Origin of the sequence: Thermoflexus sp., from assembly GCF_034432235.1 — a bacterium.
Lineage (GTDB): Bacteria > Chloroflexota > Anaerolineae > Thermoflexales > Thermoflexaceae > Thermoflexus.
On record NZ_DAOUCJ010000021.1, the window covers coordinates 1 to 3,504 of the forward strand.

Consider the following 3,504-nt stretch of genomic DNA (forward strand, 5'->3'; position numbering starts at 1 on the left):
CGCCCTGGCCGGATGGATCGCCCTGCGGGGCCTGGGCCGGCCCGTCCCAGCGGCCGCGGCTCCCCCCACACCCCCCACGGATAGCGAGGGGGAGCTGTGGGAAGGCTTCCTGCTGCTGCCCGCGGGGGCACCCCTTCCCGCCTGGGTCCGGAGCAGTCCCACCCCCTTCTTGTGCCAGAGTGATTCCGATGAAGCGACAGTCGCACCACTTCGTGGTGCGATCTTGAGATTCGATCGGTTCGAGGAAATAGCTCCTCAGTTGAGTTTCCCGTTTTATTTTCCTGATATTTTGCCATCTGAATTTACCTTCTATGGAATTTATGTAACGATTTTTCAGCAATCACGGAAGATTTTTTCTGTTTCAGCGACGTGGGTAGATTCCACATGGGAACCTTTAATCCGTGTTGTTGCGCAACCAACGCCTCCTTCGCCTTATCCGGTATGGCCAGTGTTTTCACCAGAGACTCCTGATGTTCTGATACCCCCGGAGAAAGTATTCTTCCTTCCACAACCAGGTCTGCTTCTCCCGAGCGCACGAGGATATTTAGCGCTTTGGTTAGAGCAAAGCGTGCTCTATATACTGATTGCTGAGCATGATCGCCGTCGAGAATCCTTCATCAACATCGCTCAATCGCTACGGAAAGTCAGCAAAAGATGATATATTTAGGAGGCTAACATGCCAGTTGTCGATGTTTATTCTCCATTTTCTGGGACCATCACTAATATTGACTCTCTTTGTGCACCTCATAAAGCTTGCAATGGTGAAGGGTATTTAATCGATATCGCAGCCCTTCCAGGAACGAATGTTTATTTATATACCACTTATCCTATCAAGGTTTATATTTCAACGCTATATCAATGTTGTTATGGCATCAGCCCTGACTATTATCGACGTATTAGGCGTGTCGATTTATACGATTACTCTACAAATTGCTATGTTGGATCGGTATTTTATGGACATTTAGATCAAGCAGCGGGACAACAGCCTGATGGATGGACAACTCTTCTCACATCTAATAGGCTTTTACTAGGAAAAATACCTGGGTGCACTAAATGCACTTCAACGTGTTGTTGTGGTGCTATTAAGGACCCAGAATGTTGCTTCTCGGGACCTCATGTGCATATAGGCATGATCAATGGTCAGAGAGCCCCTCTGGCATGCTGGCAAACTGTTAGTGAGGGAACCACACTGCTTTACTCATTTCAAGTTTATCCATGCTGAGGAGGGGCACCGATGCAAGCCGGGACGGTCCTTCGCTGGATCATTATTTGGGGGGTGCTGGCCGTAGGGGTCTGGGGGGCTTGCCAACCCTTGCGGCCACCCGCCCCTTCACCGGCTCCCACGCCAGCCACCCCTCTATCAGTTCCCACGCGCCCCTCGGGAGGGACCACTCCTACCCGGGCCCCCGCAAGGACCCCATCCCTCACCCCTCCGGCCTGTGTGTTTCAGGAGGTCTCGGATCCGGAGAACCCCACGCCGGCCGATCGTGCCTTGCTGCCGGATCCTTCCCGCTGGCGGTGGGAGCCGGCATCGGTGGGCGGGCAACCCCTACGCAGGATCCGTGGTCTGATCCAACCGCCTCTGCCTTGGCGGGTTTCGTCGGGAGGGGCGGCGCTGGAAGTGCGGTTGTTGCTGAACCGGAACGCCCGGGCCGTTCAGGTGGCAGTGGACCTGCGGAGGGAGGCCCATCGGCGGTTGCATCCGGAGGAAGCCTGGGATGTCTTTCTGAGCCCGGAGCTGATCTTCCAGCCCCACGTGCGGGGAGCGGCTTGGGGAGGTGCGGCCTGGGAGCTCTGGTTGCCGCGGGCCGCGGCCCAGCTGCGGGCGCGGCAGGAGGCCTTCCCCTCGGACCGGATAGGATCCCAGCAGCTGCGGGTGACGCCGGATGGGCGGGTGAGGCTGGAGGATCCGGCTCGCGGCGTTTCTCGGGATCTGGGGGCGCCGGCGCCGATGGGGGAGGCGTTGGTGATGACCGGGACCATCGTGCTGGCGCGGGAACGGAATCGGTCGATGTGGTGGCGGGGGGACGCCGCCACGGGACAGTGGGAGCGGTTGGGGGAGATCCCAGAGGACCATCCCGGGGACTGGGTTTTTCGGAGCTGGGCGTGGGATCGCTCCGAGTGGATGTGGCTGGCGATTGGCGGCGTCAACGGCCTTGAGCCGGCCCACAGTCCCTCCTGGCGCATCCCGGCTCATCCTGGAGCTCCGCTTCAGGCCTTTCCGCCTCTCCCCATCTCCCGGATTCCAGGTGATGGCCCCGAGTCCGTGTGTGACCTGTTCCCTGTGGGGACCTCGGGCCGGTGGCTGTTGTGGTGCCGGGTGGCGATCCTGCGGCCCGAAGGCAAGCCGGTTGTGCAATTTGGGGTGACCATCGATGGGGCTACCGGGCGGGTGGAGGGCCCGGAGGATCTGGGGTTGAAGGATCCGCTGGTGGATCTGCCAAAGGGCGGGGTGATGGGGCCGAGCTTTTACCTTTCCCCCGATGGACGGTGGCTGGCGGTGGAGTTCGCGGAGGTGGGACCGGAGGGCGGCTGGCGGGGAGCGCGGAGCCTGTATTTGCTGGATGGGGCACAGCCGGGATGGGTGCGCCGGTGGCCGGGTCGGACCTGGGTAGCCTGGGATCCGGCAGGGGGTGGGGTGGCGCTGTGGGATGTGGGGAAGGATCAGCTGGAGTGGCTGCGGCTGCCTCCGGGTCCCAACGGGGAGCCGGTGCCCTTAGCGGAGGCGGCGACCGCCGGGCCTCTGGCGTTCCTGGAAGGGGGATTGGTGACCCTATCCCGGACGAACCCGGCGGCGCTGCAGCTCTGGGATAAGGCCGGACGCCTGCTGGGGGAGTGGGACTTCTCCCCTGAGGTAGAACGGATCTACAGCCTGCTGGGAGAGGGAGGACGGATATGGATCGGAGCCTTCGAGCGGACGCCGCCGGGGGAGCCATGCCGATTCGCCCTGCTGGAGTGGCAACCGCCGCGGAGTTCCCACGCCGCCCCCTGAGCTTTCCCGCCAGGCACCGAACTCATCACCTATGTGCGGATTCCTTTGCGAGGGAAGATTCTACGCCTGATGATGCAGAGTCCTGCGTGTGCGCCGCCCTGGCCCGGGAGGTGGAAACGCTCAGCGGCGGGCGGCTGGGGGTGCGGTCGCTACGGGAGCCCGAGGTGCAGGCCCGACGGAACCCGGCCCGTCCCGGCGGGCGCTAAGAGCCGATGCTCGTCGAGGTCGAAGGGGAGCGGGTGCGGGTCTTGGCGGGCCTTGGGATGCGGGCGCGTCTCGTGCAGGTCTTGGGCCCGGTGCGGGCGTTGCGGGCCGCCCAGGCCGTGGCCCGGCACGGCGGGCCGGTGCTGGGGGTGGATTGGGGGAGGCGCGATTTCCTTCGCCGCACCACAGGCGCCCTGGCCGGATGGATCGCCCTGCGGGGCCTGGGCCGGCCCGTCCCAGTCGGCATCTTCGGTATGACCCATGGCCCCCTTTCAGGAGCGGAAGCAACTGCGGTGCCTGTTGGATCA

General features: G+C 62.4%; 3 protein-coding genes and 1 pseudogene. All 4 read left to right on the forward strand.

Annotation, left to right across the window (positions count from 1 at the left end):
• The coding region (locus tag VAE54_RS02295; protein WP_322800316.1) for a hypothetical protein at nucleotides 1–658 on the forward strand (658 nt) is incomplete at its 5' end.
• Between the two features lie 18 nt (nucleotides 659–676).
• Entirely contained in the window at nucleotides 677–1,222 is a 546-nt protein-coding gene (locus tag VAE54_RS02300) for a hypothetical protein (protein WP_322800317.1), read from the forward strand.
• 12 nt (nucleotides 1,223–1,234) lie between these two features.
• The gene (locus VAE54_RS02305) at nucleotides 1,235–2,992 is read left to right on the forward strand and encodes a hypothetical protein (RefSeq protein ID WP_322800318.1); all 1,758 of its coding nucleotides are present in this window, start codon (nucleotides 1,235–1,237) and stop codon (nucleotides 2,990–2,992) included.
• Between the two features lie 212 nt (nucleotides 2,993–3,204).
• A pseudogene (locus VAE54_RS02310) lies at nucleotides 3,205–3,504 on the forward strand (hypothetical protein); the annotation flags it as partial.